The organism is Chryseobacterium sp. (genome assembly GCF_022869225.1).
GTDB lineage: Bacteria > Bacteroidota > Bacteroidia > Flavobacteriales > Weeksellaceae > Chryseobacterium.
This window is the reverse complement of record NZ_JALIHL010000001.1, coordinates 3,361,481-3,381,667: the sequence shown is the minus strand read 5'-3', so window position 1 is coordinate 3,381,667 and position 20,187 is coordinate 3,361,481. Positions and strand designations below refer to the sequence as shown.

The following is a 20,187-nucleotide window of genomic DNA, read 5'->3' as shown; positions in this document are numbered from 1 at the left end:
TACCTGTCACATTAGCGTTAAATTCCAGATTATAAATGCTAATGATGTTGATGAAACATTGATCAATAGGCACGGGCTTTAGCCCGTGCTAAAGGATATTCGATCCTACGGCTTTAGCCGAAACATAAATACAGCAAAGTTAATCCTAATTACAAATAGGTTGGGCTAAAGCCTATTTCTATTGATTATAAAAAAGCATGGACAGATATAAAAAGATAAAATTAAAAAAATTAGATCTTTTCATTCGGGGGATATAAAAGACTTTTAGAGAGAGTATAGATTCCAGATCTCAGATCTCAGATTCTGGATTATAAATGATCAATAATGGGGAATAAAGGATAAGTAATGCGTGATGGATGGACTGCATATTTCAATAGGGACGGGCTTTAGCCCGTTCTAAAGGTTATGCAATCCTACGGCTTTAGCCGAAACATAAATACAGCAAAGTTAATTATTAATTACAAATAGGTTGGGCTAAAGCCCATTTCTATTGATTATAAAAAAGCAGGGATAGATATAATAAAGAGATAAAATTAAGAAAATAGATCTTTTCATTCGGGGGATATAAACGACTTTTAGGGAGAGTATAGATTCCAGATCTCAGATCTCAGATTTCAGATTCTGGATTCTGGATTATAAATGATCAATAATGGGGAATAAAGGATAAGTGGTGATGGATTAAATGCAGGCTTGCATGTTTCAATAGGGACGGGCTTTAGCCCGTTCTCAAAGAGAGCGCTGCCCTATGGCTTTAGCCTAAACGTATCTCAATCGGGTAACGGGAACCGGATCTTCCGGGATAGATGAAGATAGAGATGAATAGAGAGAGTGGAGATCTACGTATAGGTATAGGTACAGGTACAGGTATAGATATAAGTATAGATACGTAAGGTATATAATGTATATAACAAAAAAAACCTTTATCGTTATGATAAAGGTTTTTTAAAAATAAAATAAAAACTGGCGGCGGCCTACTCTCCCGCGTTAGCAGTACCATCGGCGCTGGTGGGCTTAACTTCTGTGTTCGGAATGGGAACAGGTGAGCCCCACCGCTAAAACCACCCTAAAGAAGGTATATAAGATATCAGAGCATAGATTTCAGATATCAGACTTAATGTCTGTCATCTGATGTCTTTTATCTGACATCTGGTTTAATCGATAAAAACTTTCACAAAGACAAAACCTTCATTGCGCATAAAGCACCTGGTTTATAAAAGTAACCATAGACTATAAATCTACGGGTAATTAGTACTACTCGGCTATGACATTACTGTCTTTACACCTGTAGCCTATCAACGTCGTCATCTACAACGACCCTTAAAAGATGTCTCATCTTGAGGCGAGTTTCGCACTTATATGCTTTCAGTGCTTATCTCTTCCAAACGTAGCTACTCAGCGGTGCACCTGGCGGTACAACTGATACACCAGAGGTTTGTTCAATTCGGTCCTCTCGTACTAGAATCAAGCCCTCTCAAACATCTAACGCCCGCAATAGATAGAGACCGAACTGTCTCACGACGTTCTGAACCCAGCTCGCGTGCCACTTTAATGGGCGAACAGCCCAACCCTTGGGACCTTCTCCAGCCCCAGGATGTGACGAGCCGACATCGAGGTGCCGAACCTCCCCGTCGATGTGAGCTCTTGGGGGAGACTAGCCTGTTATCCCCGGAGTACCTTTTATCCTATGAGCGATGGCCCTTCCATACGGAACCACCGGATCACTATGTCCTGCTTTCGCACCTGATCGACTTGTTGGTCTCACAGTCAAGCACCCTTATGCCATTACACTCTACGCACGGTTACCAAGCGTGCTGAGGGTACCTTTGAAAGCCTCCGTTACTCTTTTGGAGGCGACCACCCCAGTCAAACTACCCACCACGCAATGTCCTTCTAAAAGAAGTTAGGCTCCAAGTAAGTAAAGGGTGGTATTTCAACGTCGGCTCCACAAACACTAGCGTGCATGCTTCTAAGCCTCCCACCTATCCTACACATTACTTACTCAAAGTCAATACGAAGTTATAGTAAAGGTTCACAGGGTCTTTTCGTCCCATTGCGGGTAATCGGCATCTTCACCGATACTACAATTTCACCGAGCTCGTGGCTGAGACAGTGCCCAGATCGTTACACCATTCGTGCAGGTCGGAACTTACCCGACAAGGAATTTCGCTACCTTAGGACCGTTATAGTTACGGCCGCCGTTTACTGGGGCTTCAGTTAATGCCTTCGGTTTAACCCTAAGCACCTTCCTTAACCTTCCAGCACCGGGCAGGTGTCAGACCCTATACAGCATCTTTCGATTTAGCAGAGTCCTGTGTTTTTGATAAACAGTCGCCTGGGCCTCTTCACTGCGGCCACCATTGCTGATGGCGTCTCTTCTTCCGAAGTTACGAGACTATTTTGCCTAGTTCCTTAGCCACGACTCACTCGAGCACCTTAGGATTCTCTCCTCGACCACCTGTGTCGGTTTTGGTACGGGTTGCTTCACTTCGGCTTTTCTTGGAAGCACTTTCCCTACAGCAGCTTCGCCCGAAGGCTAGGCCTTGACTATTCCGTCAGTCTCCAGTAAGTACGGCACTCCGTCCCCTTTTTAGTGTGAGCAAGTATGGGAATATTAACCCATTGTCCATCCACTACCCCTTTCGGGTTCGCGTTAGGTCCCGACTAACCCTCAGCTGATTAGCATGGCTGAGGAAGCCTTGGTCTTTCGGTGAGCAGGTTTCTCGCCTGCTTTATCGTTACTTATGCCTACATTTTCTTTTCTATCCGCTCCACAATACCTCACAGTAATGCTTCTGCGCAAATAGAATGCTCTCCTACCAGATATATCTAAAATATAAATCCATAGCTTCGGTAATATGTTTATGCCCGATTATTATCCATGCCGGACCGCTCGACTAGTGAGCTGTTACGCACTCTTTAAATGAATGGCTGCTTCCAAGCCAACATCCTAGCTGTCAATGCAGTCCAACCGCGTTGTTTCAACTTAACATATATTTGGGGACCTTAGCTGTTGGTCTGGGTTCTTTCCCTCTCGGACATGGACCTTAGCACCCATGCCCTCACTGCCGCAGAACATTTATTAGCATTCGGAGTTTGTCAGGAATTGGTAGGCGATGAAACCCCCGCATCCAATCAGTAGCTCTACCTCTAATAAACTTATATACGACGCTGCACCTAAATGCATTTCGGAGAGTACGAGCTATCTCCCAGTTTGATTGGCCTTTCACCCCTACCCACAGGTCATCCGAAGACTTTTCAACGTCAACCGGTTCGGTCCTCCACTCTGTGTTACCAGAGCTTCAACCTGCCCATGGGTAGATCACAAGGTTTCGCGTCTAATCCTACTAACTATACGCCCTATTCAGACTCGCTTTCGCTCCGGCTCCGGTACTTAATACCTTAACCTCGCTAGTAAAATTAACTCGTAGGCTCATTATGCAAAAGGCACGCCGTCACAGCTTTACGCTGCTCCGACCGCTTGTAGGCGTACGGTTTCAGGTTCTATTTCACCCTTCTATTCGAAGTGCTTTTCACCTTTCCTTCACAGTACTTGTTCACTATCGGTCTTTCAGGAGTATTTAGCCTTGGAGGATGGTCCCCCCATATTCAGACAGGATTTCACGTGTCCCGCCCTACTCATTTATCACTTAAATATGCCTTTCATATAAGGGGCTATCACCCGCTACGGCTGTTCTTTCCAGAACATTCTATTAAACATATAAAAGCTTTTGGGCTAATCCGCTTTCGCTCGCCACTACTTACGGAATCTCTTCGATTTCTTTTCCTCCGGGTACTTAGATGTTTCAGTTCTCCGGGTTTGCTCCTCTTGCGAGGTGACATGTCTTCAACATGCCGGGTTGCCCCATTCGGATATCTGCGGATCAATTCGTGTGTGCCAATCCCCGCAGCTTTTCGCAGCTTACCACGTCCTTCGTCGCCTCTGAAAGCCTAGGCATCCGCCATACGCCCTTAACGATTTCTTTCCTATTGGTTACTCAAGCGCTTTATGCGCTCGGTTTTCTCTTTGTGATGTCTTTACCGTTAATGTCAATGATCTTAATTCTATTTCTGATTTAATTCGCAAATATTGTTTTTGGCTCTATTTGCTTTTTTAAAACTAAACCATCTATGATGGTGGAGAATAAGGGAGTCGAACCCTTGACCTCCTGCGTGCAAGGCAGGCGCTCTAGCCAGCTGAGCTAATTCCCCCTCTAGTAGACTTCAGATGTCAGATCTTAGATTTCAGTCTTTTAAATTCTGATCTCTAGCATCTTATATCTTCCCGTCTTATAATTAGTAGTCTCGGGCAGGCTCGAACTGCCGACCTCTACATTATCAGTGTAGCGCTCTAACCAGCTGAGCTACGAGACTGTCTGTTAGACTAACAGATTTCAGATATTAGATATCAGACTGATCTTCTTCTTTTATCTTGCCTCTCGTCTCAATCCCTTTTACTAATTTCTAGTGGGTGTTGTATTGTTAATATAACCAACCAAACAAAAAACTAAAGCTTCTCTTTAAGCAAGTACTTGTATCTTGCGATACTAATTTTGTTTATCGTCTAATGACGCTCTAAAATGAGATGTTCCAGCCGCACCTTCCGGTACGGCTACCTTGTTACGACTTAGCCCTAGTTACCTGTTTTACCCTAGGCAGCTCCTGTTACGGTCACCGACTTCAGGTACCCCAGACTTCCATGGCTTGACGGGCGGTGTGTACAAGGCCCGGGAACGTATTCACCGCGCCATGGCTGATGCGCGATTACTAGCGATTCCAGCTTCATAGAGTCGAGTTGCAGACTCCAATCCGAACTGAGACCAGCTTTCGAGATTTGCATCACATCACTGTGTAGCGGCCCTCTGTACTGGCCATTGTATTACGTGTGTGGCCCAAGGCGTAAGGGCCGTGATGATTTGACGTCATCCCCACCTTCCTCTCTACTTGCGTAGGCAGTCTCACTAGAGTCCCCAACTTAATGATGGCAACTAGTGACAGGGGTTGCGCTCGTTGCAGGACTTAACCTAACACCTCACGGCACGAGCTGACGACAACCATGCAGCACCTTGAAAATTGTCCGAAGAAAAGCCTATTTCTAAGCCTGTCAATTCCCATTTAAGCCTTGGTAAGGTTCCTCGCGTATCATCGAATTAAACCACATAATCCACCGCTTGTGCGGGCCCCCGTCAATTCCTTTGAGTTTCAAACTTGCGTTCGTACTCCCCAGGTGGCTAACTTATCACTTTCGCTTAGTCTCTGAACCCGAAAGCCCAAAAACGAGTTAGCATCGTTTACGGCGTGGACTACCAGGGTATCTAATCCTGTTCGCTCCCCACGCTTTCGTCCATCAGCGTCAGTTGTTGCTTAGTAACCTGCCTTCGCAATTGGTGTTCTAAGTAATATCTATGCATTTCACCGCTACACTACTTATTCCAGCTACTTCAACAACACTCAAGACATGCAGTATCAATGGCAGTTTCACAGTTAAGCTGTGAGATTTCACCACTGACTTACACATCAGCCTACGGACCCTTTAAACCCAATAAATCCGGATAACGCTTGCACCCTCCGTATTACCGCGGCTGCTGGCACGGAGTTAGCCGGTGCTTATTCGTATAGTACCTTCAGCTAGATACTCGTATCTAGGTTTATCCCTATACAAAAGAAGTTTACAACCCATAGGGCCGTCGTCCTTCACGCGGGATGGCTGGATCAGGCTCTCACCCATTGTCCAATATTCCTCACTGCTGCCTCCCGTAGGAGTCTGGTCCGTGTCTCAGTACCAGTGTGGGGGATCACCCTCTCAGGCCCCCTAAAGATCGCAGACTTGGTGAGCCGTTACCTCACCAACTATCTAATCTTGCGCGTGCCCATCTCTATCCACCGGAGTTTTCAATATCAATTGATGCCAATTAATATATTATGGGGTATTAATCTTCCTTTCGAAAGGCTATCCCCCTGATAAAGGCAGGTTGCACACGTGTTCCGCACCCGTACGCCGCTCTCAAGATCCCGAAGAATCTCTACCGCTCGGCTTGCATGTGTTAGGCCTCCCGCTAGCGTTCATCCTGAGCCAGGATCAAACTCTCCATTGTATGTTTGTCTGACTCACTCAAAGTTTTGACGCTTTAGTTTTTCCTTACTTGGTTGTTATATTGTATGTCAATGATCTTTATATCTTTCGCTTTTTAACGAAGCAATCTTTCTGTCTGTGTTGCTCCGTATTTGCGAGTGCAAAAGTAAAACTTTATTTCGATTTGACCAAATCTTTTTGAAGAAAATTTTAAAGTTTTTTTGTAACCTTAATCCTTCGCCAATCCTCAGCCCTACTCCTCCTGCGCTCCCTTTATTTGGGATTGCAAAGATACAAATCTTTTTCACTTTCGCAACTTTTATTTTTAAAAAGTTTTAAACGCGTTTTGTAGATTTATTATCTTAAAGTATTTCGTTTCTGCTTATCTAAAAGCCCTTCTGCGCTTACTGATCTTCTCTCGTTTTCAGTGGGGCAAAGATAGACCCTTTACCACATACCAAACAAGTTTATTTAACTTAAATTTTACATTCCCGTAACATTTTTTGCTAAAACCCTGAATGGCAGAGTGAAAAATTTTAAACAAATGTTTGAGGGGTTGGGTTTGAAAGGCAAACGATGCGGATATGGAGGGAAATAGTTCAGTTTATAAGCTTCTTCTTTATATATTATATAGTACCGGTTATGATTATATCTTATGTATAGGTACTAATAAAATTGCTGCTTCCCCCTCTCCCATTCACAGATCTCCTTTATATATGCACACTCAATTCAACTTCTCAACTATAATAATAGATGTAATAGTCATAAAACCGGAGCGCATTTTTTTTTGATTCATTACATTTGTACTGCATTCTGCATTTAAAAGAATGAAATGAATTCATATATGATAGACAGAAAATATAAAGAAACGGTTCATACAGATAAAAACCACTATGAATATATCACGGTAACCCATGATGAAAATAAAGTAAGAATCTACTTATTGAAAAACGGCCTAAAGGTTTTCCTTGCTCAAAATATTGATGCTCCAAGAATACAAACCTTTATACCGGTAAGAACCGGAAGCAATAATGACCCGGCAGATAATACCGGTCTTGCCCATTATCTGGAGCATATGATGTTTAAAGGCACCTCTAAAATAGGAACTCAAAACTGGGAAAAAGAAAAAGCACTCCTTGATCAAATCTCTGAACTTTATGAGTTGCATAAAGCAGAGCAGGATGCTGAAAAGAAAAAGGAAATTTATAAAAAGATAGACCAGATCTCCCAGGAGGCAAGCCAATATGCTATTGCCAACGAATATGACAAAGCGATTTCTTCATTGGGAGCCAGCGGAACCAATGCACACACCTGGTTTGATGAAACGGTTTATAAAAACAACATCCCCAACAATGAGCTGGAAAAATGGCTGAGAATAGAAAAGGAAAGATTTTCAGAAATCGCATTGCGGCTTTTCCACACAGAATTGGAATCGGTGTATGAAGAATTCAACAGGGCACAGGACAATGACACCAGGCTTGTCAACTATGAACTGATGGATGCCTTATTTCCGACACATCCCAATGGACAGCAAACGACACTCGGCAGGCCGGAACATTTGAAAAATCCTTCTATGAAAGCTATTCATAAATATTTTGATGAATATTATGTTCCTAATAATTATGCAATGGTATTGGTCGGAGATCTGGACTTTGAAGAAACTATTCAATTAATTGATCGATATTTTGGGACTCTTCCCTATAAGGAACTTCCGAAAAAAACACCTGTTACTGAACAACCCATCACCGACATTATCAAAAGAACGGTAAAGAGTCCTACCACTCCGAGAATTCAACTGGCCTGGAGAACAGAAAGCTATGGTACAAGAGAAGCAATGCTTGCTGATATTGTTGCCAATATATTGAGCAACCGTGGTGAAGCCGGCTTATTAGACCTCCATATTAACCAAACTCAGAAAATGCTTTGGGCACAGGCTTTCTCTGTAGGGTTGAAACAGTATGGATATTTTTCTATTGTCGCTGTTCCGAAGGAGACTCAAACATTGGATGAAGCGAAGGATATGGTTTTGGAAGAAATTGAACTCATCAAAAAAGGAGATTTCCCTGACTGGATGCTTCCTGCCATTATTAATGATTTTAAAATTCAGAGACTGAAAGGCCTTGAAACCGCTGAAGGTTTAGCCACAAATCTTTATGATACCTATATAAAAGGAAGAACCTGGGAGCAGGAGCTGAATGAAATGGATGAATATGCCCGTTTTACGAAAGAGGATGTTATGAGTTTTGCCCGTGAGTTTTTCAAAGACAATTATGTGATTGTTTATAAAGAAAAAGGGACTAATGATAAATTGGTACGGGTTGAAAACCCCGGCATCACCCCTGTTAAAATCAACCGCGAGGCGCAGTCTGAATTTTTAAAAGGAATTTTATCCGATATCACCGAAGATATCAAACCTGAATTCATCGACTATCAAAAAGAAATTGCCACGGACCATATTAAAGGTAAAAAGCTGAACTTCGTCAGAAATAAATACAATGACCTTGCACAGGTGCATTTCATTTTCCCTTTTGGAAGTGATCATGACAGGGAACTTGGAATTTCAACTCAGTTACTTCAGTATTTGGGAACCCATGAACTTTCTCCTGAAGATTTGAAGAAGGAATTTTTTAAGATCGGAATTAATAATGATTTTAAAACAACCAATAATCAGTTGTTGATCTCATTAAGCGGATTGGAAGAAAATATTGAAAAAGGAATCGCGCTTCTTCAGCACTGGATGTATCATGTAAAACCGGACCAGGATATTTATAATCAGTTCGTCAATACAGTATTGGAAAATCGGCAGGCAATAAAGAAAGATAAAAACCGTATTATGACAGCCCTGACAAATTATACGAAATTGGGCAGTACGTCCCGTTTTACGGATGTCATTTCAAAAGAAGAGCTTGAAAGCAGCAAGGCTGAAATATTTACGGACCGGATGAAAAAACTTTTCAAGTATCCCTACCAGATATTTTTCTATGGAAAGGATTTTGAAAATTTTAAAGGATACATCGGAGCCTATACCGAGACGGAAAGTCTCCAGATTTCTGAACCCAGGCTTTATCTGGAACCTGAAACCGGAGGTCATGTGTATTTTATTGATTATGATATGGTACAGATGGAAATGAGCAAAGCCGGAAAAGGGAATCTTGTAGATCCGTCCAACTTTGGAAAAGTGAATGTTTTCAATGAATATTTTGGAAGAGGATTATCTTCCATCGTTTTCCAGGAAATCCGGGAAAGTAAGAGTCTCGCCTATTCTGCGTATGTTTCATATGCTGCCAATCTTGAACTGAATCATCCTGATTATATTACCACGTATATTGGAACTCAACCGGACAAACTGATGATTGCTGTAGATACGATGGATGAGCTGATGAATGAGCTTCCGGAGGTTCCGATTCAGTTTGAAAATGCCAAGAATGCTGCTCTGAAACAGATCGCTTCCACCAGAATAACAAGAAACAATATATTTTTCAATACTTTACGATTGAAAAAGCTGGGTATTTACCACGATTTCAGAAAGGATATCTATGAACAGATCCAAAATCTGAGATTTGAAGATATTAAACAGTTTTATCAAACAGAGGTCAAGCCTGTCCATTTTAATACTGCGATTATTGGTAAAAAAGAAAATCTGGATATGGATGCAGTACGTAAAATGGGTGCATTTACCGAGGTAAGCCTGAAAGATATTTTTGGCTATTAAACCGAATAATGAATGAACAGCATTCTTCTTACGAAACCCATACAAATAATAAATCCCGGAATCATCCGGGATTTATTACTATAGATTGGTAATGATTACATTATTTAATCACCTTCATTTCATCAATCAGCCATTTTGAATCAGCGAATTTTTCAATGATGAACAGGATATATTTGGTATCCACCATGATATTTCTGCTGAAACGGGGGTCATAATTGATGTCACTCATCGTTCCCTCCCACTGTCTGTCAAAGTTTAACCCAACAAGGTTACCATTGGCATCCAGAGCCGGGCTTCCGGAATTTCCTCCTGTCGTATGGTTGGTGGCTGTAAATCCTACCGGAACATCACCCGTTTTATCTTTGTAAGCTCCAAAATCTTTCTTGTTATAAAGATCGATCAGTTTTTTAGGAACGTCAAATTCATAATCTCCAGGCACGTACTTTTCCATTACTCCCGCCAGGTGGGTCTGGTATCCGTAAGAAACAGCATCTCTTGGAGCGGAGCCTTTTACCTTTCCGTAAGTTACACGAAGGGTTGAGTTGGCATCCGGGAAGAATTTTCTGTCTTTATCAGTTTCCATTTGCTGTGCCATAAACTTCTTCTGCAACGCATCAATTTTTGACTGAAGAGAAGTAAACTGTGGATCAGCCGTTTTCATATAAATTTCTCTTATCGAAACATAGAGCTGATAAACAGGGTCTTTCTTTAAAGTTTTAATCAGTTTGTCCTGATTAGAAAATCCTTTATCAATATCAGCCGTTAATGCCGCTCCGTTTACAGCTGTTCTTCCGGTAATGATAGAGTTCTTGGACATTTCTTCCACCACGGGAATATTTGCGTTTTCATCTTTATATTTGCTGAATCCTGCCGGCAAAAACTGTGGTGCGGTTTTATTAACATACAGAGCCAATAATTTTGCAGTTACTTTGGCATCAAGTTCTGCACTGTAGTCTTTGTAGAATGAGGTTAATTTTGATTTTAATTTGGTAAGCTCTTTTTCATCCATCCTTCCTGCTTCCACAGAAGCAATAAAGTCGTAGTAGTCGCCAGCCAGCTTCAATGTTTCAGCATTTCTTATTACTTCCGTATAATAGGCATTGTTTAATGCGTAAGGAGCCTGATCATTGTAAAGTTTATTTAATTGGTCTAATGTTGATTTGATCTCCGGATTTTTAGACACAAGAGAACCTTCATACATTACTTTTTTCTCTACAGCATTGGATTTTTTTAATCCCTCCACTTCTCCGATCCATTTTTTCCAATAGTTGGCAACGGATGCATATTTTGAGGCATATTTGATACGTGTTTCATTATCCACACGCATTTTTTCATCCAAAGTTTTCAATGCTACATCACGTACAGCAATTCTGGCAGGATCAATATCTTTCATGATCTTTTCTACCGCTACTGCAGGAAGATATTCTGTAGTTTTTCCCGGGAATCCGAAAACAAAAGTAAAATCATTTTCATTTTTATCTTTTATAGAAACCGGCAAATAGTGTTTTGGAACGTAAGGAACGTTATCTTTTGAATATTCTGCAGGTTTATTGTTTTTGTCTGCATAGATTCTGAACATCGAGAAATCTCCGGTATGCCTGGGCCAAACCCAGTTGTCTGTATCGCTGCCGAATTTTCCTATACTTTGAGGCGGAGCTCCTACAAGACGAATATCTTTATAGGTCTCTATGGTGTATGCATAATACTTGTTTCCATAGTACATAGGCTTCACCAGGATCGATTGATAGGATTCAATTTTCTGAGAGTTTTTGTAAACCTCAATATTGTTGTTGATCTTTTTGCTCAGTTCAGGTTCTGTAAGGTTATCGGTGCCTTCTAAGACCTGATTGGTTACTTCTTTTATATCGACAATAAAATCTACTTTCACTCCCGGATTAGGAAGTTCTCCTGTGGTGTTCTTAGCCCAGAAGCCATTCGAAAGAAGGTCATTCTGAACCGTAGAATGCGCTTGGATCTGTCCGTAACCGCAGTGATGATTGGTTAATAACAGTCCTTTAGGCGAAATGATCTCTGCGGTGCACCCGCCATTAAACTGTACTACTGCATCTTTTATGCTCGGCTTCTGAGGGTTGAAAATGTCTTTGGCAGAAATCTTCATCCCCAAATCCTTCATTTCCTTTTCATTCAGTTCCGTAGGAATCCACATTCCTCCATATTGTTGTGCAAATGCCATTGCAGCCGGCAAAAGAAATACAGATAAAAGTATCTTTTTTGTCATAATCAAAATTTTGCCCGAATTTACGAAGAAAAATATGAACAGGCTCAATAAAAAGGCTGTAAAAGTTGTTATGTCCATTTTATATGAGGCAAAATACAAAAAGCACCAGAACCAGAAGAAAAGAATTATCTTAAGTATTGAATATGAATGATAAATGGTGGCCCTTGATTTCAATGCTTCAAATTATTTCTATCAATAGTGAATTTCTATCTTCTCTGGCTCAGTTTTTGTTTACTGGTATTCCACTTTAATATTAAAAAATTATTTAAATTGATTACTATGATGAAAGACAAAATGCTTATCCTGGGAATTGGGGCAGCACTATTCATGATTTCTTGTTCTCAAAAAGAAAAGACAGCTGAAGCAACGGGTTCTGCTACAGATTCCGCGGCTGTTCAACCGGCCTCTGACAGTACCTCGCATTCTGTAACAAATATTATGGCTGACACTTCTGAAAATGCCTTGGATTGGAACGGCACGTATGAAGCTATAGTTCCATGTGCCGACTGTCCCGGAATCAGGACTTTACTCACATTGAACAATGACAAAACCTTCAGCATTACGGAAGAATACATTGACAGAAATTCAAAAAACCAGGATAAAGGATCTTTTGAATGGGATACTACAGGAAGTATCATTACATTAAAAGGTAAAACAGCCAATTATAAATATAAGGTAGGCGAAAATATGCTCGTACAATTAGATATGGACGGGAAAGAAATTAGCGGTCCTAACAAGGATTTATATATATTCAAGAAAAAATAAAGGCTCAGGCCTTTATTTTTTGTCTTATTCTAAAATTGGTACGCTATAATTTTAGCATCCTCCATAAGGCATTTAATGACTTCTTCATGATGCTCATTTTTTCCTGTCAGCCTCCATGTAACGGCTAGATTCCCCTGCGTATACTGCTGTTTGATCATCTGATATTTTACATGATGCCCTTTAAAGATAGCCTCACAGTGCTTTACATCCTCTGAACCCGCTACCGCAATTTTGTATTCCCTGATTTTATGATAGTTGTCTATAAAGTTTTGGAGATACGTAAGAGAGCTTAGGATCAAAAGTACCAGAATGGTTCCCAGTAGTGACAGGTAGACATAGCCGGAACCTACAGCCATTCCTATGGAAGCTGTTGCCCAGATTGTAGTCGCTGTAGTAATTCCTTCTATTTTATTATCTCCCTTGAAAATCACTCCTGCTCCCAAAAAACCAATTCCGGTAATGATATTCGCAGCAAGACGGTCCGGATTGGCAACTCCTATTTTAATGGAAAGGATGGTAAAGAGACAGGCCCCGAAACAAACTAAAATAAAAGTACGAAGACCCGCAGATTTATTGCGGTACTCCCGTTCAGCACCAATCATCAGTCCCAGCAGGACGGAAATAAGAATCAGTAAGAGTTCATTTTTAACGGTATAATGATCCTGAAGAAAATCCATTTTTAAAAAATTTAACCTTAGAATAAATTTACAATAAAAAAATGTACGGAACTATTTTTGATGTCCAGACTTTGTCACGATGCTCAAAAAGCCTGATATAACAGAAAACTTTTGTAATATTACACTCTCAAATATCTGTTTAGGACGTTGAAAAAACAGCCTGCAAAGAGATTACCATAATAAACGCTATATGAAAAACCTTGTGTTCACATTGATTACGGTTTTATCCGGAATTTCATTTTTTAATGCACAAAAAGTATTTAATGAAAATTATTCTTTTAAAGGCGAAACCTCAATAGTTGCTTTTGTTCCTATCAACAACAATTTTGAAGAAAATGATGAGATTACAAAAGATATTTTAAAGGATACCCTGCTGTTAAAATTCATTGATGTTTCTGTACTGCGCACTCAGCTGGATACAAAAGTGACCGATATTTTAAAGAAAGTCGCTGAAAAAGACTATAAATCTAAAGAGATCAAAGCATTTCCCAACCTGAAAACCATCCTGAATACGGAGGAAATAGGCTATATCAAAGAAAAATTCAGTAATGCAGACCTGCTGTTGCTGCCAGTTGTCTTTACCATTAATCAAATGGGAGGGATGACATTCGGAAATTCAATATTCAGGCTGTATGATCTGAATAACGGAGAACTTATTCAACAGTTTTCAGAAAAGATCAATGTCAACATAAATGGCAAAGGAGGGTTTGCAATGATGACGGGAATGCTTCTCATTGATGAAAAGGCCCACCTGGTAAAGAATATCAAAAAATAACATTATATAAAATTTCACTTATGGATAAAGAAACTTCTCACTTCTGGCTGGGATATTTTAAAAATGAAGAAGACTTTTATGACTTTGTAGAAGAGGATGAAAGTTACTATATGGAAGAGGAAACGGAAGACCAGTATATTTCAAAATTTGCCGAATCACAAAATATAAAGTGGTTTGATGATGATTTCATGGAATATGGGTTTGAAGATGAAAACTTAGGCATCTATGAAAAATTTTCAGAATACTCCTATGCAGATCAATGGCTTCCGGCACTTGAAAAAAAGCTTAATGAGCTTGGTCTCAATACACCGGTTAACGCTATTATTTTTGCCAGCAGGTTTGTAATTCCTAATCCTGTTTCTGTAGACGGGGAAGAAAATAAACTGTATTATATTGGTGAGATAGAATTTGAGGTATAAAATACACACAGGCTCAATTCTATGGATTGACCGCAGTCTTTATTATGGAATAGTATATTGGAAATTATCCCATGATGTTGAATCCCCTGTATGCTATGAAAGAATGTAGATCAGAATACCTGGCTGTACTCGTCGCAGTTACAGCTTTGGTTTCTTATCTTCAGCAGTCTCAGAATCAAGAATTTGAACTTTAAAACCAAATTTTTGAGAGTTTTCCCCAATATTAATTTCCTGATTCTTTTATTGCTCTCCTAAAGCAATGGAAAGGATGGGAAGCCAGAATACAGAGGAAGATTGACGATCTCAATACAGTTCCTTAAAAATAAATCTATCAACCTATAATCTCACAATTTTTTTAGCAATTTAATGAATGTATACTCTGCCCTGCAAATCGGGGACTATCACACCAACCATTGTGAAGACTATCTCCTGATCAAAAAAATCAGCTCCCATAAAATTGTGTGTGCGGTCATGGATGGCTGCTCTACGGCATGGACAGTCATTTTGCTTCGGCATTGATCGGAAAGATCTTGCGTAAAGTAATTATTGAAACAGGATATCGTGAGTTATACGAAAAAAATGTTCAATATCCTTTAGAGGAAGAGCTTAAAGATATTATAAGAAATCTGTTCCGTGAAATTTCATCTGTCAAGAAGAACCTGATGCTGGACGAAAAAGAATTACTCTCCACTCTGACTGTTCTGCTGTATCATATTCGTGATAACAGGGGAATTGTTTTAACCATTGGTGATGGGGTAGTTTGTATTGACGGAAAAATCACAGCGTTCGATCACGACAATAAACCGGATTACCTGGCATTTCACCTCAGTGAAAACTTTGAGGAATGGTATGATCAGCTGCCTCAGAAAATACTTTTTGACAATATAAAAGATATTTCAATTGCTACGGATGGTATTTTAACTTTTTCAAAAATTAAAAAAACAGATGCTGAAGAATCTATTCATTCCGTTGACTATTTAATGAAGGACCGTTCTTACAATGATACTGAAGAAATGCTTAACAGAAAGCTTAAAACCCTTGAAAATCATTATCAGCTCAGACCGACGGATGATCTTGCCATCATTAGAATAATAAAAGAATAACACAGAGCCATCTATCAGTAAGAAATTATTTTTATTTCAAAGAAGTTTTCTATCCGTACAATACTTATTTCCACTGCTGCATTTTTACAAATATACTGGGCCCGTCAATAGTTATAAGCGGGCGCTTCTATACCATCTACCAGCTACGGATTCCCATAAAAAAAATCAGAAAAATACATCATAGATTTGAAAAATATAAAATAACAAAATCATGAAACGTATTTTAAACTTACTTCTTTTTTTGACAGTTTGTTTAGCAACAATAGCTTGCTCTACAAATTATTATACTGTTTTGCTGACTGACGACACGAAGCTTTACAGCTCTACAGATTCCATTCATACAGTAACTATAATTCCCAAAAACACACACGTTTTCTTATCTTCTAATCCTCATAAAAACAATTATAGAGAGATGAAATGGGAAAATTATTCAGGCTGGGCATATAAACCTGCTTTTACTTCATATAGCAGTTATGGGCCAGCTCAAACCTCATCAAGCCTATCAACTTATAGACCAGGAAGTACAGATAAATCATCCGGCGGCACAGCAAGTGTAAAAAGTTACTACAGAAAAGACGGAACTTATGTCAGATCCCACACCAGAAGTACATCATCAAGAAGGAGATAAACATAAAAAACTCCCGCTTCAGGCGGGAGTTTTTATATGATGATGATAAGAGCGTTTATTAATGGGCTTCCAGCCAGTTCTCTCCTACCCCAATTTCAACCAACAGCGGAACCTGCGTTTCTAAAGCGCTTTCCATTTCTTTTCTGATGAGTTTTGAAGCGGCTTCAATTTCCTCAGCCGGAGATTCAAATACCAGTTCGTCATGGACCTGCAGTAACATTTTGGTCTTTAGCTGCTGTTCGTCCAGCTGTCTGTCTATTTTGATCATTGCCATTTTAACAATGTCTGCAGCACTTCCCTGAACAGGCGCATTCACCGCATTTCTTTCTGCATGGCCTCTTACCACAAAGTTATTGGAATTGATATCCTTTAAATGACGTTTTCTTCCTAAAATAGTTTCCACATATCCTAACTGGCGGGCTTTATTTACCTGTTCTGCCATATATTCCTTCAGCTTTGGATAGGTTTCAAAATATGCTTCGATCATTTGTTTGGCTTCTGTACGTGACAATCCCGTCTGTTCTGCCAATGCAAAAGCGCCCTGGCCGTAGATGATTCCAAAGTTTACCGTTTTAGCCTGGCTTCTCTGTGTTTTGGAAACTTCTTCCAAAGGAATTTTGAACAGTTTTGCTGCGGTAGAAGCGTGAATATCCTCTCCGTTCTGGAAAGCTTTAATCATATTCTCCTCTCCTGAGATTTCGGCGATAAGGCGAAGTTCAATTTGGGAATAATCGGCAGAGATAATTTTCTTTCCTTCTCCCGAAACAAATGCTCCACGGATCTGCTGGCCTCTCAGCGTTCTGATCGGAATATTCTGCAGGTTTGGGTTTACACTTGCCAGACGGCCTGTCGCTGCGGTAGTCTGTGAGAAATTGGTGTGTACCCTTTTATCCTGTTTGTCAATCTGTGAAGGCAGAGCATCCACATATGTTGATTTTAATTTCTGATAGGTTCTGTATTCCAGGATATGCTTGATGATCTCATGTTTTGAAGCCAGCTTTTGAAGCACATCTTCTGAAGTAGCATACTGCCCTGTTTTTGTTTTTTTAGCTTTCGGATCCAGCTGCATTTTTTCAAACAGGATCTCTCCCAGCTGCTTCGGCGAGTTCATATTAAACTCTTCTCCTGAAAGTTCAAAAATCTTAGATTCCAACTGTCTAAGGTCATTTTCCAGGTCTATACTTTCCTGTGCCAGCCACTTTTCATCCAGAGAAATTCCGGCCAATTCCATTTTGGCAAGAACTTCCATTAAAGGCATTTCAATAGTGTAGAAAAGTTCTTCCAGGTTTTCTTTATTCAGCTGTGGGGCAAACAATTCATACAATTGGAAAGTTACGTCCGCATCTTCCGCTGCATAATCGGTCTGCGTTCTAAGATCTGCATCTCTGAAATTGCCCTGTTTTTTTCCTTTTTTACCAATGATGGTCTCAATGGAAACCGGTTTGTAGTTAAGATACACTTCCGAAAGGTAATCCATACCGTGTCTTCCATCGGGATTCAGCAGGTAATGGGCAATCATGGTATCAAACATAGCCCCTTTAACAGTGATATCATACTGTTTTAAAATTTTATAATCGAATTTCAGGTTGTGAGCTATTTTCAGCAAATCTTCTTTTTCAAAAAACGGTCTGAAAATTTCGAGCGTCTGCAGTACTTCTCCTTTATCTTCAGACAAAGGAATATAGTATGCAAGACCTTTTTTATAAGAGAAACTCATGCCTACCAGCTCAGCTTCCAACTCATTCAATGAAGTGGTCTCCGTATCAAAACAAACCGCCTTTTGCTTTAGCATGTTGTCTACTAATTTCTTCTGCGCCTTTGGATTATCGATGAACTGATAAAGATGGTCATTATGTTCAATGGTAGATTTTGTGGAAGTAGCCTGGTCCAGTTCTTCAAAATTAGCAAAGAGATCAAGCTGCATTACCTGCCCTTTTACTTCTGTTCCTGAAGGGGTCTGCTTTACTTCAACCTCACTTACCACTATTGTTTCTGTAGGTGCCGGAGCAAAAGCCCTGTAAAGGTTTTCATACAGTCTTCTGAATTCTATTTCGTCAAAAACTTCTTTTACTTTTTCAAAATCAGGAGTTTCAAGATCATATTGTTCCTGATGGAATTCTACAGGAGCATCACAGATAATGGTCGCCAATTTCTTTGACAGAATTCCGCGTTCTGCAGAAGCTTCCACCTTTTCTTTCAGTTTTCCTTTCAGTTTATCGGTATTCGCCAGTAAGGTTTCAATATTTCCGAATTCTTTAAGGAATTTCATTGCCGTTTTCTCTCCTACCCCTTCCAGTCCCGGGATATTATCTACAGCATCTCCCATCATCGCAAGGAAATCAATAACCTGCTTCGGATCTTCAATTTCATATTTTGCTTTTACCTCTTCTACTCCCAGAATTTCGATATCACCACCTTTTAAACCTGGCTTATATATTTTGATTTTATCAGTAACCAGCTGGGCAAAATCTTTATCCGGTGTTACCATAAAAGTGGTATATCCTTCTTTTTCTGCTTTACAGGCAATGGTTCCTATCACATCATCAGCTTCATAACCTTCTACTCCCAGGATCGGAATATGCATGGCTTCCAAAATCCGGTGAATATATGGAACGGCAATTTTGATAGCTTCAGGAGTTTCGCTTCTATTGGCTTTATAATCTGAAAAATCTTCTGTTCTTACGCTTGCCTGTCCTACATCAAAAACTACTGCCAGATGAGTTGGTTTCTCTCTTCTGATCAATTCGATTAAAGAATTTGTAAAACCAAAGATGGCAGAAGTATCCAATCCTTTGCTTGTGAGTCTCGGATTTCTGATCAGTGCGTAGTATCCTCTGAAAATCATCGCATAAGCATCGATGAGAAACAGCCTTTTATCTTGTGTTGCGTCCATATTGTCTATAATGAACAAATATAAGAAAATAGGTAGATAAGTTGCTAGCTGATGACTTAGAGTTGAGAGGCAATAGCTGAAAAAAGGATGGTCAATCTGCTGACCCGTCTATTCCTTTAAGTTTCCAAAATCATGATCCCGTATATCATAAAAAAAATAACAGCATACCCGTGAGTATACTGTTACTTTATTATAAGAGATCTGTGATTTATTTACCTGATGAAGGCCATAATCCTGCGTACTGGGAAGTACCGTAATCGATAGTTTCAGCGCTTACTATAAAGCTGATCAGCATATTGTTGCTGTCGATAGCATCGAAGTCTACTTCGTGCTGGATAACGTATCCATTTTCCCAGTTCAATGTGATCAATGTTCCTTCTTCGTGAGATTTGTTAAACGTAATCTCACCTTTAGTAGGCTTATATTTTCCGTTCAGTAAGCTTTCTAAGATATCAGACTTTTCAGTAGCTTCTACTGTCAGTTTGATCAATGCATTGGAAGGATCTGATGCTACCCGTCCTGAAACGTCTGTAGATCTTGATACGCTGTAGTTAAGCTTTAATAGTTTTTGTCCTTCTCCACCGTTGAATTTTAAGATTCCTCTTGAATTTGCTGCCATGATTTGTAAATTTTAATCGTTAGTAATACATTGTTATTCGATAATTATAGAACAAAGATAAAACCGTTGTTTTTGAAAAAAAAGCTTTTAAAGATAAATCTGAAATTTTGTCGTAATTCTACGATTTCATGTCGTAATTCTACGACTATAGATTTAAAACCTCTTTTTAATCTGTTATTTTTAAAATACTTACAGCTGATCTCGAATAGAATAATCCATATTAAATTACACACTATAAAGAGATATAAACTACGAAAATAAGCTGGATTTGCCTGCATTGTAAGAGT

General features: G+C 39.8%; 10 protein-coding genes, 2 tRNA genes and 3 rRNA genes. 6 read left to right on the top strand and 9 right to left on the bottom strand.

The window, feature by feature from the left end:
• Window positions 1-958: 958 nt before the first annotated feature.
• From rrf to MUW56_RS15825, 5 genes are all read right to left on the bottom strand, one after another.
• A 5S ribosomal RNA gene (gene rrf, locus MUW56_RS15845) occupies window positions 959-1,066 on the bottom strand.
• A 159-nt stretch (window positions 1,067-1,225) separates the two neighbouring features.
• Window positions 1,226-3,983, bottom strand: a 23S ribosomal RNA gene (locus tag MUW56_RS15840).
• Window positions 3,984-4,132: 149 nt separating this feature from the next.
• Window positions 4,133-4,209, bottom strand: a tRNA-Ala gene (locus tag MUW56_RS15835).
• Between the two features lie 88 nt (window positions 4,210-4,297).
• Window positions 4,298-4,371: transfer RNA gene (locus MUW56_RS15830), tRNA-Ile, on the bottom strand.
• 204 nt (window positions 4,372-4,575) lie between these two features.
• Window positions 4,576-6,092 (bottom strand): 16S ribosomal RNA (locus MUW56_RS15825).
• The 16S, 23S and 5S rRNA genes sit together here with 2 tRNA genes alongside, the layout of an rRNA operon.
• Before the next feature lie 822 nt (window positions 6,093-6,914).
• On the opposite strand from MUW56_RS15825, the gene MUW56_RS15820 reads away from it, so the two are divergent.
• On the top strand, window positions 6,915-9,782 hold the full coding sequence (locus tag MUW56_RS15820) for a pitrilysin family protein (protein WP_292015424.1): 2,868 nt from the start codon (window positions 6,915-6,917) through the stop codon (window positions 9,780-9,782).
• A 100-nt stretch (window positions 9,783-9,882) separates the two neighbouring features.
• On the opposite strand, the gene MUW56_RS15815 is transcribed toward MUW56_RS15820, so the two are convergent.
• Window positions 9,883-12,021, bottom strand: coding sequence for a S46 family peptidase (locus MUW56_RS15815; protein WP_292014085.1), 2,139 nt, complete (start codon window positions 12,019-12,021; stop codon window positions 9,883-9,885).
• A 279-nt stretch (window positions 12,022-12,300) separates the two neighbouring features.
• Here MUW56_RS15815 and MUW56_RS15810 point away from each other — a divergent pair, with 279 nt between their 5' ends.
• Entirely contained in the window at window positions 12,301-12,786 is a 486-nt protein-coding gene (locus MUW56_RS15810; RefSeq protein WP_292014084.1) for a copper resistance protein NlpE N-terminal domain-containing protein, read from the top strand.
• Window positions 12,787-12,815: 29 nt separating this feature from the next.
• Here MUW56_RS15810 and MUW56_RS15805 read toward each other — a convergent pair whose 3' ends face one another.
• The gene (locus tag MUW56_RS15805) at window positions 12,816-13,463 is read right to left on the bottom strand and encodes an MgtC/SapB family protein (RefSeq protein WP_292014083.1); all 648 of its coding nucleotides are present in this window, start codon (window positions 13,461-13,463) and stop codon (window positions 12,816-12,818) included.
• Window positions 13,464-13,653: 190 nt separating this feature from the next.
• Between MUW56_RS15805 and MUW56_RS15800 the strand changes: the two genes are divergently transcribed.
• The 4 genes from MUW56_RS15800 (at window position 13,654) to MUW56_RS15785 (ending at window position 16,388) form a co-directional block, all read left to right on the top strand.
• Window positions 13,654-14,238 (top strand): hypothetical protein, encoded by a 585-nt coding sequence (locus MUW56_RS15800; RefSeq protein ID WP_292014082.1) that lies wholly within the window; start codon window positions 13,654-13,656, stop codon window positions 14,236-14,238.
• Between the two features lie 20 nt (window positions 14,239-14,258).
• On the top strand, window positions 14,259-14,657 hold the full coding sequence (locus MUW56_RS15795; protein WP_292014081.1) for an immunity 22 family protein: 399 nt from the start codon (window positions 14,259-14,261) through the stop codon (window positions 14,655-14,657).
• Window positions 14,658-15,118: 461 nt separating this feature from the next.
• Window positions 15,119-15,760, top strand: a complete 642-nt coding sequence (locus MUW56_RS15790) for a protein phosphatase 2C domain-containing protein (protein WP_292014080.1) — start codon at window positions 15,119-15,121, stop codon at window positions 15,758-15,760.
• 211 nt (window positions 15,761-15,971) lie between these two features.
• Window positions 15,972-16,388 (top strand): hypothetical protein, encoded by a 417-nt coding sequence (locus MUW56_RS15785; RefSeq protein WP_292014079.1) that lies wholly within the window; start codon window positions 15,972-15,974, stop codon window positions 16,386-16,388.
• A 58-nt stretch (window positions 16,389-16,446) separates the two neighbouring features.
• Here MUW56_RS15785 and polA read toward each other — a convergent pair whose 3' ends face one another.
• Both polA and tssD read right to left on the bottom strand, forming a co-directional pair.
• A complete protein-coding gene (gene polA / locus MUW56_RS15780) occupies window positions 16,447-19,281 on the bottom strand; it encodes a DNA polymerase I (protein ID WP_292014078.1) in 2,835 nt (944 codons plus the stop codon).
• A 208-nt stretch (window positions 19,282-19,489) separates the two neighbouring features.
• Window positions 19,490-19,900 (bottom strand): type VI secretion system tube protein TssD, encoded by a 411-nt coding sequence (tssD, locus tag MUW56_RS15775; RefSeq protein ID WP_292014077.1) that lies wholly within the window; start codon window positions 19,898-19,900, stop codon window positions 19,490-19,492.
• Window positions 19,901-20,187: the final 287 nt, after the last annotated feature.